Origin of the sequence: Micromonospora sp. NPDC000121 (genome assembly GCF_042899165.1) — a bacterium.
GTDB lineage: Bacteria > Actinomycetota > Actinomycetes > Mycobacteriales > Micromonosporaceae > Micromonospora.
Genome location: NZ_JBIAZP010000005.1, coordinates 374,394 through 400,967, shown reverse-complemented (window position 1 = coordinate 400,967; position 26,574 = coordinate 374,394). Strand labels below are relative to the sequence as shown.

Below are 26,574 nucleotides of genomic sequence, written 5' to 3'. Positions count from 1 at the left end.
GCAAGGAAGTTCTGGCCCCGTCGTCTAGCGGCCTAGGACGCCGCCCTCTCAAGGCGGTAGCGCCGGTTCGAATCCGGTCGGGGCTACAGCGTGATCGGCCCGTCTCACCCGGTGAGGCGGGCCGTTTCGCGTCTCCGGCCAGGTCCGGTGACCGGCCCGGTTTGGTGAACCGGCCCGGTTTGCGCCGATCCTGCTGGTCCGGCTGCCGCTGCCCGTCTTCTTCTTGCCTGCTGTCTTTTGGGTCGTAGAGGTCCTTGCGGGGCGGCTGCCCGCGCCGGTCGGGTGCAGGTCCTCCCACGGTGGCTGCTGCCGTGCGGGATCCCTGGGCAGGCGGCCGGTGGCCTCGCCGGCTACCTGCGGCCGCCGCCGGTGCCGGTTTCCCGTGCGGTTGCCGGTGCCGGGCCCCTGCGAGCGGTTGCCGGTGCCGTCTTCCTGGGCGGCCCCCGCCGGGCCGTCGGCCGCCTGACACCTGGTCTCACGGTGGTCCGCGCGCCCGCCCGACCCGGTGCCGGCCCCCTCGGGGGACGCCGCTAGACTACAGCGGCACCGCTCGTAAGGGCGGTGGAAGCAGGAAAGTCTTGGCCCCGTCGTCTAGCGGCCCAGGACGCCGCCCTCTCAAGGCGGTAGCGCCGGTTCGAATCCGGTCGGGGCTACCACACGAATGGCCCGCCTCACTCCGTCGAGGCGGGCCATTCCGTTTTTAGTCCCACCCGCTCCCCGCCCCCCGGCCCTCCGCTCCGGACCCTCGTGCTGCCGGTGACCAAGAGGTTCTGGTCGGGTTTCGGGGTGGTTCGGGACGCAAACCTCTTGATCGTCCGGCTGAAGCCGCTGGATCGCGTGAGGCGAGGGCGTGGATAGCTCCGGGTTCGGCCAACCGCTCGGCGCCGGCCCCTGGCCGGCGGCCCGACTGCCGGCGGCCCGACTGCCGGCGGCCCGAGAGCCTGGCCGGCGGCCCGAGACTGCCGGGCAGCCTGGCCGGCGCCCCCAAAGCCTGGCCGGCTCCCGGCTGCCCGATGGGCTCCCGGCAGTTCGCTTGGGTCAGGGCGCCCTGAGGCTCTCGGCGCCCTGCCCTGTGCGGCTCTCGGTGCCCTCGATGGCTCCTTGGCTGGCCGCTGGGCTCCCGGCAGCCCGCTGGCTCTCGGGCAGTCCGCTGCGGTCTGAGCGGCCCGCTCGGTCTGAGCGGCCCGCTCGGTCTGGGCGGTCTGGGCGCGTCCAGGCGGCCCGGGGAGTCCGATGGAGAGCAGAACGCCCGCAGGGGATGCCCGCTCGCCGAGCTTCCCGGACCCGGGCCGGAAGGCCGTCGACGGGGTGGTCGGTCAGAGGCCGGAGAGGCGTTGGCCGGCCCGGACGACGGCCATGGCGTGGCGTTCGCCGGGGCGGCGGCCGAGGCGCTCGATCGGGCCGGAGACGCTGATCGCGGCGATGACCCGGCCGGTGCGGTCGCGGATCGGCGCTGAGATGCTGGCCACACCGGCCTCCCGCTCGGCGACGCTCTGCGCCCAGCCGCGGCGGCGTACCTCGGCGAGGGTGCGGCCGGTGAACTTCGATCGGGGCAGCAGCGGCATCACCGCCTCCGGCGGCTCCCACGCGAGCAGGATCTGGGCCGCCGAGCCGGCCGTCATCGGCAGCACCGAGCCGACCGGCACGGTGTCCCGCAGGCCGCTGGCCCGCTCGGCGGCGGCCACGCAGATCCGCTCGTCGGCGCGGCGCAGGTAGAGCTGCGCGCTCTCGCCGGTGGCGTCGCGCAGGGCGGCCAGCAGCGGCTCCGCCGCCGTCAGGAGCACGTCCGGCGCGGCGTTGGCGAGCTCACCCAGGCGCGGGCCGGGGCGCCAGCGGCCCTGGGTGTCCCGGACGAGCATCCGGTGGATCTCCAGCGCCTGCGCCAGCCGGTGCGCGGTCGCCCGGGGCAGCTTGGTGCGTTCAACGAGTTCGGCCAGGCTGGCGCCGTCGACGCAGGCGGCCAGAATGACCACCGCCTTGTCGAGAACGCCGACACCGCTCATACTGTGTCCCACAAGCCGAAATTTACCTCCCAGAATTTAGGATGTCCAGATGGTGGGAGTCACTACTAACGAGCCGAGGACCCTGGCCGAGAAGGTCTGGGACGCGCACGTCGTACGGTCCGCCGAGGGCGAGCCCGACCTGCTCTTCATCGACCTGCACCTGCTGCACGAGGTGACCAGTCCGCAGGCCTTCGACGGGCTGCGCCTCGCCGGCCGCCGGGTGCGCCGCACCGACCTCACGCTCGCGACAGAGGACCACAACACCCCGACCGGGTACGCCGACCCGTCGTTCCGGGAACGGCGTGGCGACCTGCTCACCATCGCCGACCCCACCTCGCGTACGCAGATCGAGACGCTGCGCCGCAACTGCGCGGAGTTCGGCGTCCGGCTGCACGCGCTCGGCGACGCCAACCAGGGCATCGTGCACGTCATCGGCCCGCAGCTCGGCGTCACCCAGCCCGGCATGACCATCGTCTGTGGCGATTCGCACACCTCCACCCACGGCGCGTTCGGGGCGCTCGCGTTCGGCATCGGCACGAGTGAGGTCGAACACGTGCTGGCCACCCAGACGTTGCCGCAGATCCGGCCGAAGACGATGGCGGTGAACGTGACGGGGCAGCTCGCCCCCGGGGTCACCGCCAAGGACCTGGTGCTCGCCCTGATCGCCCAGGTCGGCACCGGCGGCGGTCGCGGCCACATCGTCGAGTACCGCGGCGAGGCGATCCGGTCGCTGTCCATGGAGGGACGGATGACCATCGCCAACATGTCGATCGAGTGGGGCGCCAAGGCCGGCATGATCGCGCCCGACGAGACCACGTTCGCGTACCTGAAGGGGCGGCCGAACGCCCCGCGGGGTGCCGACTGGGACGCGGCGGTCGCCTACTGGCGGACCCTGCCCACCGACGAGGGCGCGACCTTCGACGCCGAGGTGACCCTGGACGCCAGCGTGGTCACCCCGTTCGTCACCTGGGGCACCAACCCGGGTCAGGGCGCGCCGCTGGGCGCGGCGGTGCCGGACCCGGAGGAGTTCGTCACGGACGCCGAGCGCACCGCCGCCCGCAGGGCGCTGGAGTACATGGACCTGCGGCCCGGCACCCCGCTGCGCGACCTCGCGGTCGACGTGGTCTTCGTCGGCTCCTGCACCAACGGTCGGCTGGAGGACCTGCGCGCCGCCGCCGACGTGCTGCGCGGGCACCGGGTCGCCGACGGGGTGCGGATGCTCGTCGTGCCCGGTTCCGCCACCGTCCGCGAGGCGGCCGAGGCGGAGGGGCTGGACAAGGTCTTCACCGACGCCGGGGCCGAGTGGCGTTTCGCCGGCTGCTCGATGTGCCTGGGCATGAACCCGGACACGCTCTCCCCGGGCCAGCGCTCCGCGTCCACCTCCAACCGCAACTTCGAGGGCCGCCAGGGCCGGGGTGGACGCACCCACCTGGTGTCCCCGCCGGTCGCCGCCGCCACCGCCGTGGCGGGCCGGCTGGCCGCTCCCGCCGACCTGTAGAAGGGCACACCGCTGATGGAGAGGTTCACCACCCACACCGGCACCGCTTTGCCGCTGCGCCGTTCCAATGTGGACACCGACCAGATCATCCCCGCCGTGTACCTCAAGCGGGTGACCCGGACCGGTTTCGCGGACGGCTTGTTCAGCGCCTGGCGCGAGGACCCCGAATTCGTGCTCAACGATGCGGCGTATTCCGGTTCGTCGATTCTCGTGACCGGTCCGGAGTTCGGCACCGGCTCCTCCCGGGAGCACGCCGTCTGGGCGCTGCGCGACTGGGGCTTCCGTGCCGTGATCTCCCCCCGGTTCGGCGACATCTTCCGGGGCAACGCGCTCAAGGAGGGGTTGCTCCCGGTCGAGTTGGAATTGAAAGCGGTCGAGGAGATCTGGTCTCTCGTCGAGGCCGACCCGACCACCCCGGTCACCGTCGACCTGACCGCCCGGCAGGTCCGGGTCGGTGAGGCCGCCTGGTCGTTCCCGCTCGACGACTTCAGCCGCTGGCGGCTGATGGAGGGCTTGGACGACATTGGACTCACCCTCCGGCACGAGGCCGAGATCAGTGCCTTCGAGGCCACCCGGCCGCCGTTCCTGCCCTCGGTCGCATAGCCGTACGCCCGATCCCGCAGCGGTTTCCGCCCCCACCGGTCTGACCGGTGGGGGCGAATCCGTTACGACACAAGGGCTTTTTTCCACCGAATGTTTGTGTCCCGGCAGCACAGGGCATACCGTGCGCGCAGAATGGCTCGCGTCGAGTCAGTTGCACAATCGGGAGGAAGTCGTGAACAAGGCCGAGCTCATCGAGGCGCTCGCCGTTCGCCTGGGGGACCGGAAGACGGCGACGGCCGCGCTCGACGCGGTCCTCGCTGAGGTCCAGGCGGCGGTCACCAAGGGCGAGAAGGTGGCGATCACCGGATTCGGAGCGTTCGAAAAGCGCGTCCGGGGCGCCCGAACAGCGCGCAACCCACGGACCGGCGAGGCGGTGAAGGTCAAGAAGACATCCGTCCCGACCTTCCGGCCGGGCGCCGGATTCAAGGAGATGGTGGCCAGCGGCAAGGTGCCGAAGGCCACGGCGGCGGCGAAGAAGACCGCCACGGCCGCCGCCAAGACCACCGCCGCCAAGGCCACGGGCGCCAAGGCCACGGGTGCCAAGGCCACGGGTGCCAAGGCGGCCGGCGCCAAGGCCACCACGGCGGCGGCGAAGAAGACCGCCGCGGCGAAGACCACGGCGGCCAAGAAGACCGCCGCGGCCAAGAAGACCACGGCGGCCAAGGCGGCCAAGACCACCGCGGCGAAGAAGACCACGACCGCCAAGGCCGCCCCGGCGAAGAAGACCACCGCGGCCAAGAAGACCACGGCGGCGAAGAAGACCGCGGCGGCGAAGAAGACGACCGCGGCCAAGAAGGCCCCGGCGAAGAAGGCTCCGGCCAGAAAGGCCGCGGCCACGCGCTGATGCTTAGCGGTACGAGGGCGTCCACCGGCACGGTGGGCGCCCTCGCCGCGTCCACGCGCTGGTCGTCGGGGCGTTGACCGGGCGGTGTGCCACACGCGGAACCGCTTCCGGTCGGCGAAAGGCAGCCCCGTGCGCTCCCGCCACCTCACCACCCGCACCCTCGCCCCGGGCGTCGTCCTGCTGGTCGGGGTCGGCCGGTCAGAGGCGGTCGGCGGCGAGCAGTCGGTCCCCGGTGAAGGCGAGCAGCCAGCCGCCGCCCTTCGGGGTGGTGAAGTCGCCCGCCCGCCCGCTGAGCCGCTCCAGGGCGGCCGGGATCACCTTGCCCTGGCTGCACACCCCCACCTGCTCGCCCGAGGCCGCCAGCTCGGTCAGGCGGGCGGCGACGGCCAGCGCGCACTCGTCGGGCTGCTGACCGGGCCGTGGCTCGTCCAGGTCGCCGCTCACCTCGATCGGCAGGTCGAGCAGCGCCGCCGCCGGGTCGAGGGTCTGCACGCACCGGCGGGCCGAGGCCGACAGCAGCCGCGCCGGGCGGACCAGCGCCACCAGCGGGGCCAGCGCCTGCGCCTGCGCCCAGCCCCGGGCGTCGAGCGGCCGGCCGGTGTCCGGGCCGGACCAGGTGCCCCGCTTGCCGGCGTGCCCGTGCCGGACGAGCGCGAGCGTCCCGGTCACCGCCGGCAGGGCCGCGAACGCGGCCAGCACCTCCGCGTCGTGCGGGTAGCTGACCAGCCGGACGGCCTCGTCGACGTCGAGCCAGCGCACCTCGTCGACCTCCGTGCCCGGCTGGAAACCGCCGTCGGCCACCGCCCGCATCGACCAGTAGTCGACCACCTTCGGCCGGCCCTCGCTCCGGTAGCGCACGCTGGGCAGCCGCACCTGCGGCACCGCCCAGACGTCGGCCTCCTCGGCCACCTCGCGTACGGCGGCGAGCAGGGGGTGCTCGTCCGGCTCCAGCTTGCCCTTCGGCAGCGACCAGTCGCCGTAGCGGGGCCGGTGCACCAGGCACACCAGCACCCCGACGCCCCGGCCGCCCGGGCCCACGGCGGTCGGGTCGGGGGCGTCGGCGGGGCGCCACACGACGCCGCCGGCCGCCCGGACCGGTGTCGTCCCGTCGGGGAGGTCGGCCGCCCAGCTCCGGCCCGGGCCGGCCGCGTCCCGCTCATCCAGCATCTGGTCAGCCTATGCGCGCGCGGGTCAGCCCGCCGTGCCACCGACCCGACGCAGCAGCAGATCCTGCAGGTGCACCAGCGGCTCCTCGGCGGTGCCGGTACGCCGGCTCCAGGTGCCGTCCGCCGCCAGCTCGAACGCCTCCACGTCGGGGCTCATCGCGGCGGCCATGACGTGGTCCAGCTCGGCCCGGGCGACCGGGTCGCTGACCCGCACCAGCGCCTCGACGCGGCGGTCCAGGTTGCGGTGCATCAGGTCGGCCGAGCCCATCCAGAACTCGGCGTCGCCGTTGTTGCCGAACCGGAAGATCCGGGAGTGCTCCAGGAACCGGCCCAGGATGGAGCGGACCCGGATGTTCTCCGACAGGCCCGGCACCCCCGGCCGCAGCGTGCACATGCCTCGGATCAGCAGGTCGACGTGCACGCCGGCCCGGGAGGCCCGGTAGAGGGCGTCGGTGACCTCCTCGTCGACCAGCGAGTTCACCTTGATCTGCACGAGCCCGGGCATGCCGAGCCGCACGTGCGAGATCTCCCGCTCGATGCGTTCGATCAGCCCACTGCGGATGCCCTGCGGGGCGACCAGCAGCCGCCGGTACGCGGTCTGCCGGCTGTAGCCGGTGAGCACGTTGAACAGGTCGGTCAGGTCGGCGCCGATCTCCGGGTCGGCGGTGAGCATGCCGAAGTCCTCGTAGAGCCGCGCGGTCTTCGGGTGGTAGTTGCCCGTGCCGATGTGGCAGTAGCGGCGGATCTGGTTGCCCTCCTGGCGTACCACCAGGGCGGTCTTGCAGTGCGTCTTCAGGCCCACCAGGCCGTAGACGACGTGGCAGCCGGCGCGCTCCAGGGTGCGCGCCCAGCCGATGTTGGCCACCTCGTCGAACCGCGCCTTCAGCTCGACCAGCACCACCACCTGCTTGCCGGCGGCCGCCGCCTCGACCAGCGCGTCGACGATCGGCGAGTCGCCGCTGGTGCGGTAGAGGGTCTGCTTGATGGCGAGCACGTCGGGGTCGGCGGCGGCCTGCTCGATGAAGCGCTGCACGCTGGTGGCGAACGAGTGGTACGGGTGGTGCACCAGGATGTCGCCGTCGCGCAGGGTGGCGAAGACGCTGCGCGGCACCTCGCCCTCGGTGAGCCGGGGATGGGTGGCCGGCACGAACGGGGGGTCCTTCAGGTCCGGCCGGTCGGCCTCGTTGTAGAGCTGCCACAGCGCGGAGAGGTCCAGCAGGCCGGGCACCCGCAGCACCTCCTGGTCGTGCATGTCCAGCTCGCGGACGAGCAGCTCCAGCATGTGGTCGGAGATCGCGGCGTCCACCTCCAGCCGGACGGGCGGGCCGAACCGGCGCCGGGCCAGCTCCCGTTCCAGGGCCTGGAGCAGGTCCTCGTCGCGGTCCTCGTCGACCTCCACCTCGGCGTTGCGGGTGACCCGGAACAGGTGGCACTCGACCACCTGCATGCCGGAGAAGAGCTGCCCCAGGTGCACCGAGATCAGGTCCTCCACCGGCAGCATCCGCACGCCCGGCAGGTCCCGGTGCACCCGGACGAACCGGGGCACGTTGTTCGGCACCTTCACGCGGGCGAACAGCTCGGAGCCGCCGTCCGGGTCGCGGACCGCGACGGCCAGGTTGAGCGACCGTCCCGAGATGTACGGGAACGGGTGCGCCGGGTCGACCGCCAGCGGCGTCAGCACCGGGAAGATCTGCTCCCGGAAGTACGCGCGCAGCCGCTCCCGCTCGGGGTCGTCCAGGTCCGCCCAGCGCAGGATGCGGATGTCCTCGGCGGCCAGCTTCGGCAGGACGTCGTCGGTGAAGCAGGCCGAGTGCCGGGTGACCAGCGTGGCGGCCTTCTCGGCGACCAGTTCCAACTGGGTACGCAGCGGCAGCCGGTCGCCGCCGCGCACCGGGAGACCGGCCTGCAGCCGCCGCTTCAGGCCGGCCACCCGCACCATGTAGAACTCGTCCAGGTTGCTGGCGAAGATGGCCAGGAACTTGGCCCGTTCCAGCAGCGGCGTGCGCGGGTCCTCGGCGAGCGCCAGCACCCGGGCGTTGAAGTCGAGCCAGGAGAGCTCCCGGTTGAGGAAGCGGTCCTCGGGCAGCGGCGCCACGGCGGGCGGCTCGTCGTCGGCGCCGGGCGCCGCCGGGGCCGCCGACGGGTCCGGGGCCGGGGCCGACGGGGCGGCGGGGGACGGCCCGGTGACCGGGTCCAGCACCTCCTCCAGGCCGGCGGAGGCGGCCGCCGCGTCGGGGCCGGCGTCGTCCGTCCGGGCGGTCTCGGCCGACCCGGCGGGGCGGAATCGGCCGTCGACGCCCCGAGCACGGGTGCCGTTGCGGGCGGCGGCCGGGTCGGCGGCGCGTGGCGGTCGGTTGGTGGGCTCGCGAGGGGTGCTCACCTGCCCATAATCACCCGAGCCGGGTTAACGCAAAATGAACATCGACCAGTCGTTCAGGCCATCGTCGGCAAGGTCACCCGGACGACCTCGCCGGCGGCGTCGGTCTCGACGCGCAGCCGCTGGCCGAGACGGAGCAGCCGCAGGCCGGAGGCGTCGAACGCCCGCGCCGGGAAGGCCAGCTCGGTGCCGTCGTCGAGGAGCAGCATCCCGCTGCGGGTCGCCGCGTCGTAGGTGGCCACCGTGCCCTGCATGTCCCGCACGCTACACCGCCCGCAGCCCGGCACGCCGCCCGCACGCGCCGCACCCACCCGCCGCACCCACGCGGCCGGCGCGCGTCAGGCGGGGCAGCCGGCGGCGGCGAGCGCGGCGGTCTCCGGCCCCAGCCCGAGCCGGGCCGCCGCGGCCAGGTCGTCGGCGGTGTCCACGTCGCGGCGCAGGCTCGGCCAGTCCCCGCTCAGGGCCAGCGCCCCGCTCGCCGCGTGCGCGGCGGCCGAGCCGACCCCGAACCGGGGATCCAGCGGAACGCCCGGCGGCGCGGCCAGCAGCACGGTGCCGTCGCCGGGGGCGTCGGGCACGTACCGGCGTACGCCCGCCGGGCCGGCCTGCGCCGCGTGCAGCGCCGCCGCCAGCTCGGCCGGGCGCAGCGCGGGCAGGTCGGCGGTGAGCCCGGCCACCCAGCCGCCGCCGGCGGCCGACGCGCCGTGCCGGAAGGCGGCGTTCAGGCCGGCGTCCGGAGCGTCCGGCAGGGCCCGCGCGCCCGCCCGGCGGGCCGCCGCGGCCACCCGGGCGTCGTCGGTGACCACCAGCACCCCGGCCACCGCCGGGCAGGCCCGCACCGCGGCGACCGTGTCGGCCGCCAGGGCCAGCGCCAGCGCCTCGTGCGGTACGGCCGGCAGCGCCCCCCGCAGCCGGCTCTTCGCGGCGGCGAGGCGCTTCACCGGCACCACGACGGTCCACCTCGGCTGACTCACACCCGCCATCCTGCCAGCCGGGCGGCGGTACCCTCTCTGGCCGGACCCGGGGCGAGCAGGCATGATTTCCGCTGCGGGCGTGACCGGGTGCGGATCCGGTGCGGGTCGGGGCGGCACGAGGAGGCGCAGTGACACGGCGGAGGCTGGGATTCTGGCAATGGTTCGCCGTGGTGCTGGTCAAGCCGGTCATGACGGTCTGGACGCGGCGCACCTGGCGCGGCATGGAGCACCTCCGCCGCGACGGCGGCGTGATCATCGTGCCGAACCACATCTCGCACGCCGACCCCCTCGTCGCCGCGCACTTCGTCTACGACTCCGGCCGCTGGCCGCGGTTTCTCGGCAAGGCCAGCGTGTTCCGGGTCCCGGTGGTCGGCTGGATCCTGCACCGGTGCCGGCAGATCCCGGTCGAGCGGGGCACCGTGGACGCGGTGAAGTCGCTGGACGCCCTGGTCGCCGCGCTCGACGAGGGCGGCGCGGTGGTGATCTACCCGGAGGGCACCACCACCCGCGAACCGGACCTGTGGCCGATGCGGGGCAAGACCGGGGCGGCCCGGCTCGCGCTCGCCACCGGCGCGCCGGTGATCCCGGTCGCCATGTGGGGCCCGGAGCGGATCTTCGACCCCCGCCGGGCCCGGCTGAACCCCCGCCCCCGGCTCCCGGTGACCGTGGTCGCCGGCCCGCCCGTCGACCTGAGCCGGTGGACCGGGGCCACCCCGACGAAGGCCGTCCTCGAGGAGATGACCGACACCATCATGCTGCGGCTGCGTGACATGCTCGCGGAGATCCGGGGCGGCACGCCGCCGCCCCTGTGGGAACGACCGGGCCGCACCGGCGGCGAGCGCCGGCCGGGGGCGGCGGCGTGAGCGAGCGGTGCGAGCGAACCATCAGGCACAGCAGCGTGGCGCCTCGCGCCGCCGCCGAGCGGAGCGAGGTGGCGGCGTGAGCGGGCACGTCGCGGTGCTGGGGGCCGGCTCGTGGGGGACGGCGTTCGCCAAGATCCTCGCCGACGCCGGCCGGGACGTCACCATCTGGGCACGCCGCCCGGCGGTCGCCGACACGATCCGCGCGCGGCGGCGCAACCCGGAGTACCTGCCGGACGTGCTGCTGCCGTCCCGCGTCACGGCGACCGGGGACGCCGCCGAGGCGATCACCGGAGCCGAGCTGGTGGTGCTGGCCGTGCCGTCGCAGACGCTGCGCGGCAACCTCGCCGAGTGGACCGGGCACCTGCACCCGGACGCCACCCTGGTCTCGTTGATGAAGGGCATCGAGCTCGGCACCACCAGGCGGATGAGCGAGGTGATCGTGGAGACCGCCGGGGTGGCGGCGGACCGGGTGGTGGTGGTCTCCGGGCCCAACCTGGCCCCCGAGATCGCCGCCGAGCAGCCGGCCGCCACCGTGGTCGCCTGCACCGACCCGGACCGGGCCACGCTGGTGCAGCGGTCGATCACCACGCCCTACTTCCGCCCGTACACCAACGACGACGTGATCGGCTGCGAGCTGGGCGGCGCGGTGAAGAACGTGATCGCGCTGGCGTACGGGATCGCCGTCGCGATGGGCTTCGGCGACAACACCCGGGCCATGCTGGTCACCCGGGGGCTCGCCGAGACCGCCCGGCTCGGGGTGGCCCTCGGCGCCGACCCGCTCACCTTCGCCGGCCTGGCCGGAATGGGCGACCTGGTCGCCTCCTGCTCCTCCCCGATGGCCCGCAACCGCACCTTCGGCGAGCACCTGGGCCGGGGCGCGACCCTGGAGGAGGCCCGCGTCGCCACGCGGCAGACCGCCGAGGGGGTCAAGAGCGCGCTCGCCATCCGCGACCTGGCCCGGGCGCACGCGGTGGAGATGCCGATCACCGAGCAGGTCGAGCTGGTCTGCCACGAGGGTGTCGACCCGCGCCTCGCCGTCGACGCCCTGATGAGCCGGACGACGAAGCCGGAGTGAACGAGTGACCGAACCACACGACGGCACCCGTTGCGTCCGCGCCGGCCTGCCCGAGCCGGCGCCCGGTCAGCCGTTCCTGCCGGGGCCGGTCTTCGCCGCGCCGTACCACCTGGACCCGTGGGCGGGCCCGGCGGCGGCGCCGAACGGCTACGGCCGGCCGGACAACCCCACCCGCCGGCTGCTGGAGGCGGCCGTCGGGGAGCTGGAGGGGGGCGAGTGCCGGGTCTTCGCCAGCGGGCAGGCCGCGATCACCGGGCTGCTGCTGACGGTGCTGAGGCCGGGGGACACCGTGGTGCTCCCGTCGGACGGCTACTTCGCCGTCCGGGCCTTCGCCCGGGACACCCTGGAGGGGAACGGGGTGCGGGTGCTCCTCGCCCCGACCGCCGGCCCGTATCCGGCCTTCGACGGCGTACGCCTGGTGCTGCTGGAGACCCCGGCGAACCCCGGCCTGGACGTCGCCGACGTGCCGGCGCTGGCCGCGCGCGCGCACGCCGCCGGCGCCCTGGTCGCGGTCGACAACACCACCGCCACGCCGCTCGGGCAGCGCCCGCTGGACCTCGGGGCCGACCTCGTGGTGGCCTCCGGCACCAAGGCGCTCACCGGGCACTCGGACCTGCTGCTCGGCTACGTCGCCACCCGCTCCACCGAACTGCTGGACGCGGTGACCGCCTGGCGGAACGTCACCGGTGCGGTGCCCGGCGCGTTCGACGCCTGGCTCGCGCACCGGTCGCTGGCCACCCTCGACCTGCGGCTGGCCCGGCAGACCGCGAACGCCGAGGCGCTCGCCGGGCTGCTCGCGGGGCGGTCCGACGTGACCGGGCTGCGCTGGCCGGGGCTGCCCGGCGACCCGGCCCACCCGGTGGCGTCGGTCCAGATGCGACGGATCCCCGGCGTGCTCTCCTTCGACCTCGGCGACGCCGCGCGGGTGGCGCGTTTCCTCGACGCGGCCCGGCTGGTCGCCGCGGCCACCTCCTTCGGTGGGCTGCACACCACCGCCGACCGGCGGGCCCAGTGGGGCGACGACACTCCGCCCGGCTTCGTCCGGCTCTCCTGCGGCATCGAGGACGCCGTCGACCTGGTCGCCGACGTGGCCGCCGCGCTCGACGCCAGCCGCTGAGCTATCGTGACCGTGGCCCGTACGGGCCGTCCGTGGCCCGCGCCGGGCCCGACCGGAGGAGGTGAGTCCGATCCACCCGACAGGCAGGACCGACGCTCCCCTCCGACGCCACGCCGGCTGACCCGGCGGCCGGGAGCGTCGACGAGCGCTCCCGGAGGTTCACCATGACCGTTTCCTTCCACCCCGACCGGCCCGCCCTCGTGCACCGGCTGCGCGCCGCCGGCTGCGTCTACGCCGAGGACGAGGCGGACCTGCTGATCGCCGCCGCCGACTCGCCGCGGGCGCTCTCCGACCTGGCCGACCGCCGGGTCGCCGGGCTCCCGCTCGAGCACCTGCTCGGCTGGGCCGAGTTCTGCGGCGAGCGGATAGCCGTCGACCCCGGCGTGTTCGTGCCGCGCGCGCGTACCGCCCTGCTGGTCGACGCCGCCGTCGCGGTGACCGGTCCGGCGGCGGCCGTGGTGGACCTGTGCTGCGGCTCCGGCGCCACCACCGTCGCGCTGGCCCGCCGGCTCGCGCCGCGCTGGCTGGCCGCCGCCGACGTCGACCCGGCCGCCGTGGCCTGCGCCCGGCGCAACCTGGCGCCGCTGGGCGTGCCGGTCTTCCACGGCGACCTGTACGAGCCGCTGCCGGCGCGCTGGCGGGGGAGCCTGGACCTGGTGGTGGCCAACGCCCCGTACGTGCCGACGGCGGCGGTGGCGCTGATGCCGCCGGAGGCCCGGCTGCACGAGGCGCCGGTGGCCCTGGACGGCGGGTCGGACGGGCTGGCGGTGCTGCGCCGGGTGGCCGCGGGCGCGGCGCGCTGGCTGGCCCCGGGCGGGCACCTGGTGGTGGAGACGAGCGAGGCGCAGGCGGACGCGCTCTGCGCGGCGCTGACCGCCGCCGGCCTGGATCCCGCGGTGACCCGCGACGACGACCGGGACGCCACCGCCGTCACCGCCCGCCGCCCCGCCTGACCGGGGCTCCGCGTCTCGGCGCGGGCCGCCCGCTCCCGACGCGCGGCAGGTGCGCGAGGTCTCCCGCCGGCCGCCGGGCCGCCAGTTCGGGTGGGTCCACCGTCGCCCGGCGGCGCGCGGGCGCCGCGCGGGAGGCCCGCCGTGGCCCGCCCGTCGACGGCCCCACCGGCTCCCAACGGCGGGACCGTCGACGGCGCGGGGGTGCCGGCGTCGCGTGCGGGCAGGCGGCGCCGGCGCCGAGGGTGGGGTCAGCGGCGGGGCGGCGCCGTGGCGAAGGCGGCCCAGGCGGCGGGCGGGAAGAGCAGCGCGGGACCGGACGGGTCCTTGGAGTCGCGGACGGCGACGGTCTCCGGGAGCACCGCCATCTCCACGCACGCCCCCTCGTCGCCGCTGTGGCTGCTCTTGCGCCACCGGGCCGCGGCGAGCGTGGCGCTGGTCGTCGGTGTCATGGTCCTACCGTCCCTTCAGGAGTTGGAGAAGCTGGTCGCGGCTGGCCGCCGGGCTGAGCGCGACGGTCCGCAGGTGCTCCATGATCTTGGTGCAGGTACGCAGGTCGCCCGGCCGGTCCAGGACCATCTGCCCGGCCACGGTCTCCACCGAGGCGATGATCGGGTCCTCCGGGTCGGCGAACTCCAGGATGTGCAGCGAGCCCCGGGTGCCCCGGTGATAGCCGGCGGCGAGGGGGATCACCTGCACCGTGATGTTGGGTAGTTCGCCCATCTTCAGCAGGTGGTGGAGCTGGCTCTCCATCACCGACCGGTCACCGACCGGCCGCAGCAGCGCGCCCTCGTCGATGATGGCGTCCAGGATCGGCGGCTTGTCGCCGGTGAGCCGCTGCTGCCGGTCGAGCCGGACCTGGACCCGCTGCTCCACCTCGTCGTCGCCGAGGGTGTGCGGGCCGCCCCGCATGACGCCTCGGATGTAGTCGGCGGTCTGCAGCAGGCCCGGCACCACGGACGGCTCGAAGTTGGCGATCCCGGTCGCCTCGGCCTCCAGGGCGATGAAGTCGATGGTGCGCCGGTCCAGCAGGTACGAGTACGACACCCACCAGCCGGGCTTGCGCGCGTCCTTGGCGAGCTGGACGGCTGCCGCCACCTCGTCCGCGCCGACCCCGTAGAGGGTGAGCAGGGCGCGCACGGTGGCCGGGCTGACCAGCGTCTGCGCGTTCTCGTAGCGGGACAGGGTGCTGCGGGTGCTGCTGATCTCGTCCGCCGCCGCCTCCAGCGTGAGGCCGGCGGCTTCCCGGTGGGTGCGCAGCGCGATGCCCAGGCGGCGGGCCCGGGCGGTCTTGGGAGCCATGCATCGATCGTCGCACATCTTTCCGGGAAGGTGTAGATGAGAGAACGTCGATGAGAGTTGCATTCACGGCTGTATACGTGTCAATCTGTGGTCGCGTCCTCACCGCCGGTTGTCGTGGCGACGGTGGTGGTGAGTGACCGGAGGGGATGGGGCGCGCGGCGATCGGGTTTCCCCCCGAGCCCGATCGCCGCGTGCCACGCCCCTGGCCCGTCAGCCGGAAGGGATTCGACGTGCGTACTCGTCAGCAGGCCCGCGCCGACCGCCCCGGCGGCCTCCGATGACGCGGTTCCTCGTGGTGCTGACCGACGTCCGCCCCGTCGACGGCGCCGGCCGCGACGAGCGGACCTGCCCCGAGCGGCGCCGCCAGGTGGTCGGCGCGACCAGCCGCGAGGCGGCCGACCGGATCGCCGGCGCGTTCATGGCGCTGGGCATGGTGCGGGCCGGCCGGCAGCGGGTCAAGGTGATCGCCATCGGCCGGCGGCACGTGCGCGGCTGACGCCGCCCCGGGCGGCGCTGGTCGGGAGGCGGCCCGGGCGGCCGCGGTCGGTCGACGCCGCCCTGGCGGCGCGGTCGGGAGGCGGCCCCGCCGGGCGGAGAGCCCGCCCGGCAGGAGGCCCGGCCCGGCGGAGAGGCGCGGCCCGGCGCCCCGCCGGGCCGTCCGGCGTCACAGCATCCGGCGCCGCTTCAGGTACGCCACCAGGTCGTCGTAGACGCCCCCCTCGTTGGCGAACATCGCCACGTTGCGGGCCGTGGCCATCCACGGCTTCGTCGAGGGCCGGACCTCCTTCGCCGCCCGCTCCAGGTCCCGCTGCTCGATCATCCGCACCTCGCCGGTGCGTACGGAGTCGGCCATCGCGTACTCGGCGGCGGTCTCGCAGAGGTGGGCCAGGTCGGCGCCGGAGTAGTCCTCGGTGGCCGCCACGATCTTCCGCAGGTCGATGCCGGCGATCGGCCGCTCGCGCAGGTGGTACTCCAGGATGGACGCGCGCGCCTCCGCGTCGGGCGGCAGCACCAGCACCATCCGGTCGAGGCGGCCCGGGCGGCGCAGCGCCGGGTCGACGTCCCACGGCGTGTTGGTGGCGGCCAGCACGAAGACGCCCTCGTTGCTGCCCTCCATCCCGTCCAGCTCGGCCAGCAACTGGTTGCCCAGCGTCCGCATCGAGCTGGAGCCGACCTGCGAGCGCTTGTGCCCCAGCGCGTCGACCTCGTCGAGGAAGAGCACGCAGGGGGCGTTGCGGCGGGCCGCCTGGAACAGCTCGTGCAGGTTGCGCTCCGAGTTGCCCATCCACATGTCGAGCACGTCCACGATCGACAGCGAGATGAACTTGGCGCCCATCTCCCCGGCGACCGCGCGGGCCAGGAAGGTCTTGCCGCAGCCGGGCGGGCCGTAGAGCATCAGGCCGCCGCGCAGGCTCTTGCCGTACATCTTGCGCAGTTGCGGGTTGCGCAGCGGGCCGAGGAAGGCCAGCTCCAGCCGCTCCTTGACCGCCGCCATGCCGCCCACGTCGGCCAGCCGGATGCCGGAGGTCTCCACGTCGTACACCCGGTCGGAGTCGCCGGCCACCGGCTCCGGCTCGTCGCCGGCGCGGGCGAAGCGCGGCGGCACGACGTCGGCCAGCTCCTGCTCGTAGGCCGCCAGCGGGTCGTGGCCGGCGGTCGCGGCGGGACCGCCGGGCCCGGCCGGCGCCGGGCGCTGCGCCGGCGGCTGCGGGCCCGCCGGGGCCGGCGCCGGCGGCGGGGGTACGGAGCCGCCCAGCGCCCGCTGCATGAGGGCCTGCGCCTGGTCGTTGCCCGGATCCCGGGCGAGCGCCTGTCCGACCTGCGCGATCGCCTCCCCGGCCCGGCCGGCGTCCAGCAGCAGCGAGGCGAGGTGGAGTCGCAGCGGCAGGTCGTCGGGGCGGGCGTCCAGGGCCGCCGTCAGGGACTCGATGAGGGGATCAGCGCTCATAGGACGAGCAGCGTAGTGGGCGCCCGGTGCCGTCACCTCCCCGGATCTCCGCGCGGGCGGTTACGCAACGTACATCCTTTGTTGACCGATTGCGGCGTCGGGTCGGCCGTCCCCGGGTATCGGCAGCCGGGGCCCGCAACGCACAGTAAGGTCAACCGGGTGAGCGCCACCACCGGCGCAGCAGTCGCGTACGAAGAGGTGACCGGAGTGACCACCCCAGGCAGGACCCGCGTGGCGATCGTCTTCGGCGGCCGCAGCCCGGAGCACGGCATCTCCTGCGTCAGCGCCGGCAGCGTGCTCGGCGCCCTCGACCCGGACGAGTTCGAGGTGGTGCCGGTGGGCATCACCCGGGCCGGGCAGTGGGTGCTGACCAGCGGTGACCCGGCCCAGTTGGCGATCAACGCGCGCCGACTGCCGGAGATCACCGCCGAGTCCGGCGCCGACATCGTGCTGCGCGCCGACCCCACCGGCAACGGGCTGATGGTGCTCGACCCGACCGAGGGTCCCCGGGCGCTCGCCGACGTCGACGTGGTCTTCCCGGTGCTGCACGGCGCGTACGGGGAGGACGGCACCATCCAGGGCATGCTGGAGATGGCCGGCATCCCGTACGTCGGGGCGAACGTGTTCGCCTCCGCCGCCGCGATGGACAAGGAGTTCACCAAGAAGCTCTGCGCCGCCGAGGGCATCCCGGTGGGCCCGTACGCGGTGCTGCGCAGCGGGATGACGCTGAGCGAGGCGGACAAGGAGCGGCTCGGCCTGCCCGTGTTCGTCAAGCCGTCGCGGGCCGGTTCGTCGTTCGGCATCACCAAGGTCACCGACTGGGCGGACCTGGACGCCGCCGTCGCCACCGCCCGCCAGATCGACCCGAAGGTGCTGGTCGAGGGCGCGGTCGTCGGCCGCGAGATCGAGTGCGGCGTGCTGGAGGGCGAGGCCGGCGGCGCGCCGGAGGCGTCGGTGCTCGCCGAGGTGCGGGTGGTCGGCGAGTACGACTTCTACGACTTCGAGGCGAAGTACATCGACTCCGAGGAAGCCTGCGAGTACGACATCCCCGCCGGCCTGCCCGATCAGGTGACCCGGCAGGTCCGGGAGTACGCCGTCCGCGCCTTCACCGCGCTGGACTGCGCCGGGCTGGCCCGGGTCGACTTCTTCGTCACCCCGGAACTGGACGTCTACCTGAACGAGATCAACACGATGCCGGGCTTCACCCCGACGTCGATGTTCCCTCGGATGTGGGCGGCGTCCGGGCTGGAGTACCCGAAGCTGGTCAACCGCCTCATCCGCACCGCCCTGCACCGGGGCGTCGGCCTGCACTGACCTGCAAGGAAGGGCGCCTTCCTGACGCCAGATGCATAGGAAGGGTCCCTTCCTGACGACTGACGTCGGGGAGGGACCCTTCCTGGCGGGCGGACGGGCGGGCGTCAGCCCTGGCAGCCCCGCGGGGCGTCGCCGCCGGAGGGCACGGAGGCCACGATCGTCTCCGAGATCGGAGAGACCCACTGCAACGCCTGCCCGTACGACCGCGGCACGCGGACGGTGACGGCGGTCTCCCGGTCCAGCGTGGTGAGGACGGTGGCGTCGGTCTCCTCCTGGGCGTACCAGCAGACCTGGTTGACCGTCCACACGTCGTCCGTCTCGCCGACGGTCGGCTCCGCGCCGCCGCAGGCCAGGGTGAGCGCCGGGTCGCCGTACGCGGCGTTCTGCTCCGACCCGGCGGTGACCGGGCGCTGGGCGAGGTCGTTGACCGTGGGCGGCAACTGGGAGAGCAGCGCCCGGCAGACCGTGGCGGGCCGTTCGGCCAGCGCCGGGGCGGCCATCTCGACCGGGGCGGTGGACTGGGCGCGGGGAGCGCTGGCCGTGGCGCTCGGCGCGGCGGCCGGCTCGGCCGAGTCGTCCGGCGAGAGCTGGACGAAGGCGAGCGCGCCCACCAGCGCGGTGACGGGCAGCGCGACCAGCGTGGCGATCAGCGCGGCGCTCCGGGTCGTCCGGTCCCGGGCCGGGCGGTCGGGGGCGGCCTCGTCCGCCTGGGCGGAATCGGTCACGGGAGAGTCAGTGATCTTGTCCACTTACAGGCGCACCACCGAACACGTGAGGGTGCGGGTGATGCCGGGCACCATCTGCACCTTGCTGACGATGAGTTTGCCGAGCTCGTCGACGGTGTTCGCCTCGGTGAGCACGACCACGTCGTACGGCCCGGTGACGGCGTCGACCCGCACCACGCCGGCAAGGTCCCCGATGTGACCGGCCACGTCACGCGCGCGGCCGACCTCGGTCTGGATGAGGATGTACGCCTGTACCACGACTCGACCTCCGTCCGTCGCCGCCCGCGAGCGGCCCGAGAGGAGAAAGTACCTTACGGACCAGGTCTGATCCCTATCGGTGGTCGAGGAGAAGCGGTGAGCGAGCACGGCGGAGGGCCGGCATGAGTGTCGCGGGGGTCGGCGAGTTCGGCCTGATCGACCGGGTGACCGCCCGGTTGTCGTACGGATCGGGCGTTCTGCTCGGTCCCGGGGACGACGCGGCGGTGGTGGCCGCCCCGGACGCCCGGGTCGCGGCCTCGACGGACGTGCTGGTGGAGGGGCGGCACTTCCGGCGGGACTGGTCCGCCGCGCGTGACGTCGGCCACCGGGCGGCGGCGGCCAACCTGGCCGACATCGCCGCGATGGGGGCGGAGCCGACGGCGCTGCTGGTCGCGCTCTGCATGCCGCCGGAGCTGGAGACCGGGTGGGCCGAGGAACTCGCCGACGGGCTCGGCGCTGAGGCGGCGAAGGTCGGCGCGAGCGTGGTGGGCGGGGACATGTCCGCCAGCCCCACGCTGACGATCGCGGTCACCGCTCTCGGCGACCTCGGCGGCCGGCCGCCGGTGACGCGCTCCGGGGCGCGGCCCGGGGACGTACTGGCCCTGGCCGGCCGGACCGGGTACGCGGCGGCCGGACTGACCGTGCTCTCCCGGGGCTTCCGGACGCCGCGGCTGCTGGTGGAGGCGTACCGGCGGCCGGAGGTGCCGTACCGGGCCGGACCGCACGCGGCCCGGCTCGGCGCCACCTCGATGATCGACGTGTCGGACGGGCTGCTCGCCGACCTCGGGCACGTGGCGAGGGCCAGCGGCGTGGCCCTCGACGTGCGCCGGGACGCCTTCGAGGTGCCCCGGCAGATGCGCGACGCCGCCCAGGCCCTCGGCGTCGACCCGTACTCCTGGCTCCTCACCGGCGGCGACGACCATGCGCTGGCCGCGACCTTCCCGCCGGCGGTGGCGCTGCCGCCCGACTGGCGGCCGATCGGGCGGGTGACGGAGGGTTCCGGCGTCACGGTCGACGGCGGCCCGTACGACGGACCCGCCGGCTGGGACCACTTCCGGTAAGGGCCGGCGCTGGTCGTACCCTTTACTCCGTGAGTGAGATCGAGATCCGCGTCGAGCGCTTCGACTCGCCGGTCGCGCAGCGGCTGATCCGCGCCGCGCTGGCCGACCTCGGCGCCCGGTACGGCGGCAGCGGCGACGACACCCCGGTCGACCCGGGCGAGTTCGTGCCGCCGGCCGGCGCCTTCCTCGTCGCCCACCTCGGCGGCGAGCCGGTCGGCTGCGGCGGCTGGCGCAGCCACGGCGACGACGGCGACACGGCCGAGCTGAAGCGGATGTACACCGCACCGGCGGCCCGGGGCCGGGGCGTGGCCCGGGCGGTCCTGGCCGCCGTGGAGCGCTCGGCCCGCGAGCACGGGCGCAAGCGGATCGTCCTGGAGTGCGGCGACAAGCAGCCCGAGGCCATCGCCATGTACACCGCGGCCGGCTACGAGCGGATCCCGAACTTCGGCTTCTACAAGGACGCCCCGGGCTGCCTCTCGTTCGGCCGCACCCTCTGAGCCGCGGCCCGAGGGGCTCCCGGCCCGGCCGGGCAAGTCGCCGGGCCGGGCGCGGCGCGCTCAGGCGGTGGTGAACAGGATCTGCTCGGCACCCTTGCCGGCCGCGCCGGTCGCCTCGGCCGGGTCGGCGCCCCAGGCCAGCAGGTGACCGCTGCGCCTCAGCGAGGACGTCACCTCCGTCACGGTGTCGCCGACCGCCACGTCGAGCTGCACCTCCAGCACCCCGGGCACCCGGCGGGCCGCGCGCAGTCCGTCGACGGCGGTGACGGTGCCGGGCGCGGCCAGCAGGAACTCGACCGCCGCCGCGCCGGTCGGCCGCGCGGGCAGGGCGGGCCGCTCCCCGCGCAGCGTCCGCAGGTACGCCTCGACGAACCCGCACTCGTACGCGATCGACACCAGCGCGGTGATCATGTCGCCGGGCAGCCGGGCGGCGCACTCGACCAGCGTCGGCACCCCGTCGGCGACGATCCACTCGCTGTGCAGCGTGCCGGTGCGGAAGCCGGCGGCGGCGGCCAGCCGGGTCGCCACCCCGACCAGCTCCCGACGGGTGGCGTCGGGCAGCGCGGTCGGCACCGTGTGGCCGGTCTCCACCGGGGAGCGCCCCGGGAGCACCCGCTTGTCCGTGACGTTGGCGAAGATCACCTCGCCGTCGGCGACGAGCAGCTCGACGCTGTGCTCGTGCCCGTCGACGACCTGCTCGACGAGGACGCCGGTGGGCAGCCCCCGGCCGGTCGCCTCCGGCGGGTCCTCGGGCGAGGCGGTGCCCGCCCACGCCCCGGCGACCTCCGCCGGGTCGGCGATGATCTGCACGCCCAGGCTGCCCGAGCGGCGGGTGGGCTTCAGCACGCACCGGCCGCCGTGCCGCCGGGCGAACCCGGTCGCCGCGGCGGGGGAGTCGACCAGCGCGAAGGCCGGGTTGGCCAGGTCGACCTCGGCGGCGAGCAGCCGCATCCGGTGCTTGTCGGAGAAGACGTCGGCCGCCGCCGGACCGGCGCCGGGCAGGCCGAGCGCCTCGGCGAGCCGGGCGGCGGCCCCGACGGCGTACTCGAGGCCGGGCATGACCAGCCGGGCGGCGGCCAGCCCGGGTTCCCGGGCGACCAGCGCGGCGGCGTCGAAGCCGAGCTGGTACTCGGCGGGCACCACGCGGGAGATGAAGGGCATCTCGCGGGCGAACCGATCCAGCCCCCGGCGCTCGATGACGTCCGGTTCCTCGACGAGGACGACGCTGTCGGCGGGCAGCTCCTCGCTGAACCAGCGCAGCATCCCGAGGGAGGCGCCGACGATGACCATCTCGTCCCGGCCTAGGTCAAGCTGCACCAGTCGTCCTCCGCGCTCGGTTGCTCCTCGCGCCGGCCCGATCCGGACTCGCGGCGCAGGCAGACCCTAACCAGGCCCGCGACGTGCGGCGGAGGGGCGGTCGCGTACCCGTCAGCCGACCCGCCCGGACCCGACACGAGCCGGCCCGGGCGACGCGGGGCCGGCCTGTCGGGACGGGCGCGCGGCCGGGGCGCCGGAACCCCGGCACGAGGCCGGCGACCCGGACACGACAGAGCCGGCGGGCCCTCGTGGGGCCCGCCGGCACTGACGAGTGTGTAGCTGGTGCCTACCGCGTCAGGCGCGGGTGACCTTGCCAGCCTTGATGCACGAGGTGCAGACCTGCATCTTCTTGGTGTTCCCGCCACCGGCCGGGGTACGCACCGACTGGATGTTCGGGTTCCAGCGGCGGTTGGTCCGCCGGTGCGAGTGGGACACGTTGTGGCCGAAGCCCGGTCCCTTGCCACAGACGTCGCACACGCTAGCCACGGGATACTCCTGGGTTTGAAACGTTCATGAGGTCGCCGCCAGGCGCTGCCCGGGCAACCTGGCCAGGTTACCCGATGACCCGCGCACCCGACCAACCGGCCCCGGGCGGCGCCTCGGGGTGGGTCGGCACGACGCGGTCGCGGTGGTCCGGTCTCGCAGTCCCCTCCGGCGGCACCGTAGGAAGGGACGCGACCACGAGGGTAGTCCGGCCGCGGCCACGGGAACCGGCGGCCCCCGACCACCGGACCGGGTGGCGCGGGCTCGTCGGGGCGCCGACCTGACGGGCGGCCGGCGGCGCCGGGCCGGACACGCCGCCGGACGGCCGGCGGACCCCGGCGCGCGTCGGTGCCCGCCAGTAGGCTTCTCGCCGTGCTGGACACCCTCGACGCCGCCGCGATCCGCCGCTGGTGCGCGGGTGGGCTGGCCGCGCTCAGGCGGCACCAGGGCGAGATCGACGACCTGAACGTCTACCCGGTGCCCGACGGCGACACCGGCACCAACCTGGTGCTCACCCTCACCTCCGCGCAGCAGGCGCTGGCGATGGACCTCGGCACCCTCCCGGAGGACGGGCACACCCCGCACGGGCACGCGCTGCGGCTGATGGCCCGGGGCGCGCTGCTCGGCGCCCGGGGCAACTCCGGGGTGATCCTGTCGCAGATCCTGCGCGGCTTCGCCGACGCGGTCTCCGCCGTGCCCGCGGTGCGCGGGCGGGAGCTGGCCGCCGCGCTGCGCGACGCGACCACGGCCGCCTACGCCGCCGTCGCCCGCCCCGTCGAGGGCACGCTGCTCACCGTCGTCGCCGCCGCGGCCCGCGCCGCCGAGCGGGCGGACAGCGACGACCTGCGGGCGGTCGCCCGGGCGGCGGCGGGCGAGGCGGCGCGGGCGCTGGCCCGCACCCCGGAGCAGCTCCCCGCGCTGGCCCGGGCCGGCGTGGTCGACGCCGGCGGTCGGGGCCTCTGCCTGCTGCTCGACGCCCTGGTCGAGGTCGTCACCGGGGAGAGCCCCGGGCATCCCGCGCCCGCGTCGCGCGCGGCCCGCCCGCCGGCCACCGCCGTCCGCGAGACCGGTTCCGAGGAGTACGCCTACGAGGTGCAGTTCCTGCTCGACGCCGCGCCCGAGGCGGTGGCCCGGCTGCGGGCCGAGCTGGCCGCCCTGGGCGACTCGCTCGTGGTCGTCGGCGACGGCAGCGCCGGTGCGGGCACCTGGAACGTGCACGTGCACGTCAACGACGTCGGCGCGGCGATCGAGGCGGGCGTGGTCGCCGGCCGGCCGCACCGCATCTCGGTCACCCGCTTCGCCGACCAGGAGGCCCCCGCCCCGCCGATGGCGCGCGACGGCCGCGCGGCGGTGGTCGTGGCCGCCGGCGCGGGCATCGCCGAGCTCGTCGCCGGCGAGGGCGCCACGGTGGTGCCCGGCAACCCGTCCACCGGCGAGCTGCTGGACGCGATCCGCGCGACCGGCGCCGCCCGGGTGGTGGTGCTGCCCAACGACCCCAACACGCAGGCGGTGGCGAGCGCCGCCGCCAAGGAGGCGCACCGGCTGGGGATCAAGGTCAGCGTGGTGCCCACCCGGTCCCCGGTGCAGGCGCTGGCCGCCCTCGCGGTGCGCGACCCGGCCCGCCGCTTCGAGGACGACGTGATCGCGATGGCGGAGGCGGCCGGCGCCTGCCGCTACGCCGAGGTCTGCTACGCCAGCCGCGAGGCGCTGACCGTCGCCGGCCCCTGCCGCCCTGGCGACGTGCTGGCGCTGGTCGAGGGCGAGGTGCACCTGATCGGGTCGGACCTGGCCGACACCTGCGCCGCCGTGGTCGACCGGATGCTCGGCGGCGGCGGCGAGCTGGTCACCCTGCTCTCCGGGGCGGACGCCCCGGCCGGGCTGGCCGAGGCGGTCCGCGAGCACGTCGGCCGGCGCTGGCCGTTCGTCGAGGTGCAGGCGTACCCGGGCGGGCAGCCGCACTATCCGCTCCTGGTGGGGGTCGAATGACGTCCGAGCCGTGCACGGTGGACACGCCGCTGAAGAAGCTGGTCGGGGAGAAGACCGCGAAGGCCCTCGCGGGCCACCTCGACCTGCACACCGCGGGTGACCTGGTCTACCACTTCCCGCGCCGCTACGACGAGCGCGGCGAGCACACCGACATCCGCTCGCTCGACGTCGGCGAGCAGGTCACCGTGCTGGCCCAGGTGCAGCGCACCGCCGTACGCCCGATGCGCCAGCGCCGGGGCAACCTGCTGGAGGTGACGGTCGGCGACGGCTCGGGCGGCACCCTGACCCTCACCTTCTTCGGCAACCAGGCGTGGCGGGAGCGGGAGCTGCGCCCCGGTCGGTGGGGGCTGTTCGCCGGCAAGGTCACCGAGTTCCGGGGCAAGCGGCAGCTCAACGGCCCGGAGTACGTCCTGCTCGGCGAGGGCGGCGACGGCGAGGCGGCGGCCAACGAGGAGATCGAGGAGTTCGCCGGCGCGCTGATCCCGGTCTACCCGGCCGCCGCGGCGGTGCCCACCTGGGTGATCGCCCGCTGCGTCCGGGTGGTGCTGGACACCTTCACCCCGCCGGAGGACCCGCTGCCCGCCGCCGTGCGAGCGAGTCGCAACCTGGTCGGCATCGACGTGGCGCTGCGCGAGATCCACCGGCCGTCCAGCAAGGAGGCGCTCTACCGGGCCCGGCGGCGGCTCAAGTGGGACGAGGCGTTCGCCGTGCAGCTCACCCTGGTGCAGCGCAAGCACCGGGCCGCCGCGTGGCCGGCCCGGCCCCGTCCGGCGAAGCCCGGCGGCCTGCTCGCCGCGTTCGACGCCCGGCTGCCGTACGAGCTGACCCCCGGCCAGCGGGACGTGGGGGTGGAGATCGCGGCGGACCTGGCCACCGCCCACCCGATGCACCGGCTGCTCCAGGGCGAGGTCGGCTCCGGCAAGACGGTGGTCGCGCTGCGCGCGATGCTCCAGGTGGTCGACGCCGGCGGGCAGGCCGCGCTGCTGGCCCCGACCGAGGTGCTCGCCGCGCAGCACCACCGGGGCATCCTCGACCTGCTCGGGCCGCTCGGCCGGGCCGGCGAGCTGGGCGCGGCCGACGACGCCACCAGGGTCGAGCTGGTCACCGGCTCCCTGGGCGCGGCGGCCCGCCGGCGCGCCCTGGCCGAGGTGGCCAGCGGGGCGGCGGGCATCGTGCTCGGCACCCACGCCCTGCTCTACGAGGGCGTCGACTTCGCCGACCTGGGCCTGGTGGTGGTGGACGAGCAGCACCGGTTCGGCGTCGAGCAGCGCGACGCCCTGCGGGCCAAGGCCGACCAGCCGCCGCACGTGCTGGTGATGACGGCCACCCCGATCCCGCGCACGGTGGCGATGACGGTCTACGGCGACCTGGAGACCTCGACCCTCTCCCAGTTGCCGCAGGGCCGCTCGCCGATCGCCTCGCACGTGGTCCCGGCCGCCGAGAAGCCGGCCTTCCTCGACCGGGCCTGGCGGCGGCTGCGCGAGGAGGTGGCCGCCGGCCACCAGGCGTACGTGGTCTGCCCCCGCATCGGGGAGGGCCCGGCCAGCGAGGAGGAGCCGCCGGTCGACGACAACGGGCGGCGGCCGCCCATGGCGGTCACCGAGGTGGCGCCGCTGCTCGCCGAGGGGCCGCTGCACGGCCTGCGGATCGGCGTGCTGCACGGCCGGCTGCCCGCCGACGAGAAGGACGCGGTGATGCGCTCCTTCGCCGCCGGCGACGTCGACGTGCTGGTCGCCACCACGGTGGTCGAGGTGGGCGTCAACGTGCCGAACGCCACCGTGATGATCGTGCTCGACGCCGACCGGTTCGGCGTGTCCCAGCTGCACCAGCTCCGCGGCCGGGTCGGCCGGGGCTCGGCACCCGGCCTCTGCCTGCTGGTCACCGAGGCGCTGGAGGGCGCGTCCGCGCGGGAGCGGCTCGACGCGGTCGCCTCCACGACGGACGGGTTCAAGCTCGCCGAGCTGGATCTGGAGCAGCGACGCGAGGGCGACGTGCTGGGGGCCACCCAGTCGGGGCGGCGCTCGCACCTGCGGCTGCTGTCGCTGCTGCGCGACGCCGACCTGATCCGGGACGCCCGGGCCGAGGCGATCGCCCTGGTCGAGGAGGATCCGGAGCTGGCGCGGCACCCGGCGCTGGCGGCCTCGGTGGCGGCCCTGGTCGACGAGGAGCGCGCCGAATACCTGGAAAAGGGCTGACCGCCGGCCGGGCAGACG

At 75.2% G+C, this 26,574-nt stretch carries 25 protein-coding genes and 2 tRNA genes; 15 read left to right on the top strand and 12 right to left on the bottom strand.

Going from position 1 to position 26,574, the window contains the following annotated elements:
• Positions 1-13: 13 nt before the first annotated feature.
• Together ACFY23_RS17800 and ACFY23_RS17795 are read left to right on the top strand one after the other, a co-directional pair.
• Positions 14-86: transfer RNA gene (locus ACFY23_RS17800), tRNA-Glu, on the top strand.
• A gap of 494 nt (positions 87-580) precedes the next feature.
• Positions 581-656: transfer RNA gene (locus tag ACFY23_RS17795), tRNA-Glu, on the top strand.
• Between the two features lie 660 nt (positions 657-1,316).
• Here the strand turns inward: ACFY23_RS17795 and ACFY23_RS17790 are convergent.
• Positions 1,317-2,003, bottom strand: a complete 687-nt coding sequence (locus ACFY23_RS17790; RefSeq protein ID WP_350684716.1) for an IclR family transcriptional regulator — start codon at positions 2,001-2,003, stop codon at positions 1,317-1,319.
• A gap of 49 nt (positions 2,004-2,052) precedes the next feature.
• Between ACFY23_RS17790 and leuC the strand changes: the two genes are divergently transcribed.
• From leuC to ACFY23_RS17775, 3 genes are all read left to right on the top strand, one after another.
• The gene (gene leuC, locus ACFY23_RS17785; protein ID WP_350684717.1) at positions 2,053-3,501 is read left to right on the top strand and encodes a 3-isopropylmalate dehydratase large subunit; all 1,449 of its coding nucleotides are present in this window, start codon (positions 2,053-2,055) and stop codon (positions 3,499-3,501) included.
• 15 nt (positions 3,502-3,516) lie between these two features.
• Positions 3,517-4,104, top strand: a complete 588-nt coding sequence (leuD, locus tag ACFY23_RS17780; protein WP_350684718.1) for a 3-isopropylmalate dehydratase small subunit — start codon at positions 3,517-3,519, stop codon at positions 4,102-4,104.
• Between the two features lie 172 nt (positions 4,105-4,276).
• On the top strand, positions 4,277-4,948 hold the full coding sequence (locus tag ACFY23_RS17775) for an HU family DNA-binding protein (protein ID WP_350684719.1): 672 nt from the start codon (positions 4,277-4,279) through the stop codon (positions 4,946-4,948).
• Positions 4,949-5,146: 198 nt separating this feature from the next.
• Here ACFY23_RS17775 and ACFY23_RS17770 read toward each other — a convergent pair whose 3' ends face one another.
• From ACFY23_RS17770 to cofC, 4 genes are all read right to left on the bottom strand, one after another.
• Positions 5,147-6,115: an NUDIX hydrolase gene (locus ACFY23_RS17770; RefSeq protein ID WP_350684720.1), complete on the bottom strand. Its 969-nt coding sequence runs from the start codon at positions 6,113-6,115 to the stop codon at positions 5,147-5,149.
• 24 nt (positions 6,116-6,139) lie between these two features.
• Positions 6,140-8,494, bottom strand: a complete 2,355-nt coding sequence (locus ACFY23_RS17765) for an RNA degradosome polyphosphate kinase (RefSeq protein WP_350684721.1) — start codon at positions 8,492-8,494, stop codon at positions 6,140-6,142.
• A 53-nt stretch (positions 8,495-8,547) separates the two neighbouring features.
• Positions 8,548-8,745, bottom strand: coding sequence for a cold-shock protein (locus ACFY23_RS17760; protein ID WP_350684722.1), 198 nt, complete (start codon positions 8,743-8,745; stop codon positions 8,548-8,550).
• Between the two features lie 84 nt (positions 8,746-8,829).
• A complete protein-coding gene (gene cofC, locus ACFY23_RS17755; RefSeq protein WP_350819133.1) occupies positions 8,830-9,465 on the bottom strand; it encodes a 2-phospho-L-lactate guanylyltransferase in 636 nt (211 codons plus the stop codon).
• Between the two features lie 128 nt (positions 9,466-9,593).
• On the opposite strand from cofC, the gene ACFY23_RS17750 reads away from it, so the two are divergent.
• The 4 genes from ACFY23_RS17750 to ACFY23_RS17735 all read left to right on the top strand — a co-directional run bounded on the left by ACFY23_RS17750 (position 9,594) and on the right by ACFY23_RS17735 (position 13,473).
• Entirely contained in the window at positions 9,594-10,328 is a 735-nt protein-coding gene (locus tag ACFY23_RS17750; RefSeq protein WP_350819131.1) for a lysophospholipid acyltransferase family protein, read from the top strand.
• Between the two features lie 76 nt (positions 10,329-10,404).
• On the top strand, positions 10,405-11,403 hold the full coding sequence (locus ACFY23_RS17745) for an NAD(P)H-dependent glycerol-3-phosphate dehydrogenase (protein ID WP_350819129.1): 999 nt from the start codon (positions 10,405-10,407) through the stop codon (positions 11,401-11,403).
• Between the two features lie 4 nt (positions 11,404-11,407).
• On the top strand, positions 11,408-12,520 hold the full coding sequence (locus ACFY23_RS17740; RefSeq protein WP_350687364.1) for a cystathionine gamma-lyase: 1,113 nt from the start codon (positions 11,408-11,410) through the stop codon (positions 12,518-12,520).
• 164 nt (positions 12,521-12,684) lie between these two features.
• Entirely contained in the window at positions 12,685-13,473 is a 789-nt protein-coding gene (locus tag ACFY23_RS17735) for a putative protein N(5)-glutamine methyltransferase (RefSeq protein ID WP_350819127.1), read from the top strand.
• 248 nt (positions 13,474-13,721) lie between these two features.
• On the opposite strand, the gene ACFY23_RS17730 is transcribed toward ACFY23_RS17735, so the two are convergent.
• Both ACFY23_RS17730 and ACFY23_RS17725 read right to left on the bottom strand, forming a co-directional pair.
• Positions 13,722-13,922 carry a DUF397 domain-containing protein gene (locus ACFY23_RS17730; protein ID WP_350686156.1) on the bottom strand — a complete coding sequence of 67 codons (201 nt, stop codon included), beginning with the start codon at positions 13,920-13,922 and terminating at the stop codon, positions 13,722-13,724.
• 4 nt (positions 13,923-13,926) lie between these two features.
• Positions 13,927-14,772 (bottom strand): helix-turn-helix transcriptional regulator, encoded by an 846-nt coding sequence (locus ACFY23_RS17725; protein ID WP_350686154.1) that lies wholly within the window; start codon positions 14,770-14,772, stop codon positions 13,927-13,929.
• 277 nt (positions 14,773-15,049) lie between these two features.
• Here ACFY23_RS17725 and ACFY23_RS17720 point away from each other — a divergent pair, with 277 nt between their 5' ends.
• Positions 15,050-15,268: a hypothetical protein gene (locus tag ACFY23_RS17720; protein WP_350686153.1), complete on the top strand. Its 219-nt coding sequence runs from the start codon at positions 15,050-15,052 to the stop codon at positions 15,266-15,268.
• 168 nt (positions 15,269-15,436) lie between these two features.
• Here the strand turns inward: ACFY23_RS17720 and ACFY23_RS17715 are convergent, their stop codons facing one another.
• On the bottom strand, positions 15,437-16,720 hold the full coding sequence (locus tag ACFY23_RS17715; protein ID WP_350686151.1) for an ATP-binding protein: 1,284 nt from the start codon (positions 16,718-16,720) through the stop codon (positions 15,437-15,439).
• Between the two features lie 207 nt (positions 16,721-16,927).
• Between ACFY23_RS17715 and ACFY23_RS17710 the strand changes: the two genes are divergently transcribed.
• Positions 16,928-18,034: a D-alanine--D-alanine ligase family protein gene (locus ACFY23_RS17710; protein ID WP_350686158.1), complete on the top strand. Its 1,107-nt coding sequence runs from the start codon at positions 16,928-16,930 to the stop codon at positions 18,032-18,034.
• 104 nt (positions 18,035-18,138) lie between these two features.
• On the opposite strand, the gene ACFY23_RS17705 is transcribed toward ACFY23_RS17710, so the two are convergent.
• Positions 18,139-18,783 carry a DUF3515 family protein gene (locus ACFY23_RS17705; protein ID WP_350686150.1) on the bottom strand — a complete coding sequence of 215 codons (645 nt, stop codon included), beginning with the start codon at positions 18,781-18,783 and terminating at the stop codon, positions 18,139-18,141.
• Positions 18,784-19,017 carry an Lrp/AsnC ligand binding domain-containing protein gene (locus ACFY23_RS17700; protein ID WP_350686149.1) on the bottom strand — a complete coding sequence of 78 codons (234 nt, stop codon included), beginning with the start codon at positions 19,015-19,017 and terminating at the stop codon, positions 18,784-18,786.
• A gap of 122 nt (positions 19,018-19,139) precedes the next feature.
• On the opposite strand from ACFY23_RS17700, the gene ACFY23_RS17695 reads away from it, so the two are divergent.
• Together ACFY23_RS17695 and ACFY23_RS17690 are read left to right on the top strand one after the other, a co-directional pair.
• Positions 19,140-20,078 (top strand): thiamine-phosphate kinase, encoded by a 939-nt coding sequence (locus ACFY23_RS17695; protein ID WP_350686148.1) that lies wholly within the window; start codon positions 19,140-19,142, stop codon positions 20,076-20,078.
• Positions 20,079-20,107: 29 nt separating this feature from the next.
• Positions 20,108-20,575: a GNAT family N-acetyltransferase gene (locus tag ACFY23_RS17690; RefSeq protein ID WP_350686146.1), complete on the top strand. Its 468-nt coding sequence runs from the start codon at positions 20,108-20,110 to the stop codon at positions 20,573-20,575.
• 60 nt (positions 20,576-20,635) lie between these two features.
• Here the strand turns inward: ACFY23_RS17690 and ACFY23_RS17685 are convergent, their stop codons facing one another.
• Positions 20,636-21,892: an ATP-grasp domain-containing protein gene (locus ACFY23_RS17685; RefSeq protein ID WP_350686145.1), complete on the bottom strand. Its 1,257-nt coding sequence runs from the start codon at positions 21,890-21,892 to the stop codon at positions 20,636-20,638.
• A gap of 294 nt (positions 21,893-22,186) precedes the next feature.
• Positions 22,187-22,378, bottom strand: coding sequence for a 50S ribosomal protein L28 (rpmB, locus tag ACFY23_RS17680; RefSeq protein WP_088963534.1), 192 nt, complete (start codon positions 22,376-22,378; stop codon positions 22,187-22,189).
• Positions 22,379-22,747: 369 nt separating this feature from the next.
• On the opposite strand from rpmB, the gene ACFY23_RS17675 reads away from it, so the two are divergent.
• The gene (locus tag ACFY23_RS17675) at positions 22,748-24,361 is read left to right on the top strand and encodes a DAK2 domain-containing protein (RefSeq protein ID WP_350819126.1); all 1,614 of its coding nucleotides are present in this window, start codon (positions 22,748-22,750) and stop codon (positions 24,359-24,361) included.
• Entirely contained in the window at positions 24,358-26,556 is a 2,199-nt protein-coding gene (gene recG / locus ACFY23_RS17670; RefSeq protein WP_350819124.1) for an ATP-dependent DNA helicase RecG, read from the top strand. Before ACFY23_RS17675 ends, recG begins: the two co-directional genes overlap by 4 nt.
• The last annotated feature ends 18 nt before the right edge of the window (positions 26,557-26,574 follow it).

Coding starts and splice junctions, on each gene's coding strand:
- leuC (WP_350684717.1), top strand. CDS start 2,053: ATGGTGGGAGTCACTACTAACGAGCCGAGGACCCTGGCCGAGAAGGTC.
- ACFY23_RS17735 (WP_350819127.1), top strand. CDS start 12,685: ATGACCGTTTCCTTCCACCCCGACCGGCCCGCCCTCGTGCACCGGCTG.
- ACFY23_RS17720 (WP_350686153.1), top strand. CDS start 15,050: ATGACGCGGTTCCTCGTGGTGCTGACCGACGTCCGCCCCGTCGACGGC.
- ACFY23_RS17730 (WP_350686156.1), bottom strand. CDS start 13,922: ATGACACCGACGACCAGCGCCACGCTCGCCGCGGCCCGGTGGCGCAAG.
- recG (WP_350819124.1), top strand. CDS start 24,358: ATGACGTCCGAGCCGTGCACGGTGGACACGCCGCTGAAGAAGCTGGTC.
- ACFY23_RS17695 (WP_350686148.1), top strand. CDS start 19,140: ATGAGTGTCGCGGGGGTCGGCGAGTTCGGCCTGATCGACCGGGTGACC.
- ACFY23_RS17790 (WP_350684716.1), bottom strand. CDS start 2,003: ATGAGCGGTGTCGGCGTTCTCGACAAGGCGGTGGTCATTCTGGCCGCC.
- leuD (WP_350684718.1), top strand. CDS start 3,517: ATGGAGAGGTTCACCACCCACACCGGCACCGCTTTGCCGCTGCGCCGT.
- ACFY23_RS17725 (WP_350686154.1), bottom strand. CDS start 14,772: ATGGCTCCCAAGACCGCCCGGGCCCGCCGCCTGGGCATCGCGCTGCGC.
- ACFY23_RS17760 (WP_350684722.1), bottom strand. CDS start 8,745: ATGCAGGGCACGGTGGCCACCTACGACGCGGCGACCCGCAGCGGGATG.
- ACFY23_RS17715 (WP_350686151.1), bottom strand. CDS start 16,720: ATGAGCGCTGATCCCCTCATCGAGTCCCTGACGGCGGCCCTGGACGCC.
- ACFY23_RS17770 (WP_350684720.1), bottom strand. CDS start 6,115: ATGCTGGATGAGCGGGACGCGGCCGGCCCGGGCCGGAGCTGGGCGGCC.